This is a genomic window from Shewanella sp. SG41-4 (assembly GCF_014164505.1).
GTDB lineage: Bacteria > Pseudomonadota > Gammaproteobacteria > Enterobacterales > Shewanellaceae > Shewanella.
This window is the reverse complement of the sequence record NZ_JACJFI010000688.1, coordinates 1-1,001: the sequence shown is the minus strand read 5'-3', so window position 1 is coordinate 1,001 and position 1,001 is coordinate 1. Positions and strand designations below refer to the sequence as shown.

At 35.6% G+C, this 1,001-nt stretch carries 1 protein-coding gene; it reads left to right on the top strand.

The features are described 5' to 3' along the window. Positions 1–184: 184 nt before the first annotated feature. Positions 185–904, top strand: a complete 720-nt coding sequence (fadR, locus tag H5202_RS23280) for a fatty acid metabolism transcriptional regulator FadR (protein ID WP_182774088.1) — start codon at positions 185–187, stop codon at positions 902–904. Positions 905–1,001 lie beyond the last annotated feature (97 nt).

The window sequence follows — 1,001 nt, the reverse complement described above, 5'->3', positions numbered from 1 at the left end:
TATGTCGATGGTGATAGTCATGTAATTTAATTAATATTCAATTATTGTTATTTGCGATGCTTGAGTTGTTTGAAATTCATTCGTAATGAGTGTGGTAATTAAACAATGGTTTTTATTTTCTACCGCTCTGGTATGATCAGTCCCAATAGTTTCGCCATTGTTTAGCAATAGGATATGAAGGCTGATGATCATCAATGCCAAAGGGCCAGCGAGTTTTGCCGAGAAATATATTGTTCGATCTATTTGGGAAAACAAATTTCCACCGGGATCAATTTTACCTGCTGAACGTGAGCTCTCTGAACTTATCGGTGTAACTCGAACAACGTTAAGAGAAGTATTACAACGTCTCGCTCGAGATGGTTGGTTGAAAATTCAACATGGTAAACCTACCCAAGTAAATAATTTTTGGGAAACCTCTGGGTTAAATATTTTAGAAACCATTGCTGATTTGAATCCGGATGGTTTTCCATTACTTGTCGACCAACTGATGGCTGCTCGTGGTAATGTCAGTAACATTTATTTCCGTGCCTCTATTCGTCACAACCCTGAAAAAGTAGTTGATGTATTAGCCGGTATTCATAGCTTAGAAAATGATGCTGAATCATATGCTACATTTGACTATCAATTGCACCATACATTAGCATTTGCATCAGGTAATCCATTGTATGTATTGATTTTAAATGGTTTCAAAGGTCTTTATAATCGTGTAGGTCGATATTATTTTTCGAGCCAAGAAGCTCGTGAATTAACCATGCGTTTTTATGTCAAACTTGAAAAATTAGCCAAAGATAAAAATTACTCTGACGTACCAGCATTAATGCGTATAAATGGTATCGAAAGTGGCAAAATGTGGCAAAAATTACGTGATGATTTACCTGCTGAAATGGGTCATGATAAATCCTAGTGAACTAGTGAACTAGTGAATTAGTGAGTAAAACCTCTCATTTACACTTAAAAAAGAGCCAATCAAATCGATTGGCTTTTTTTATATAGAATCAATG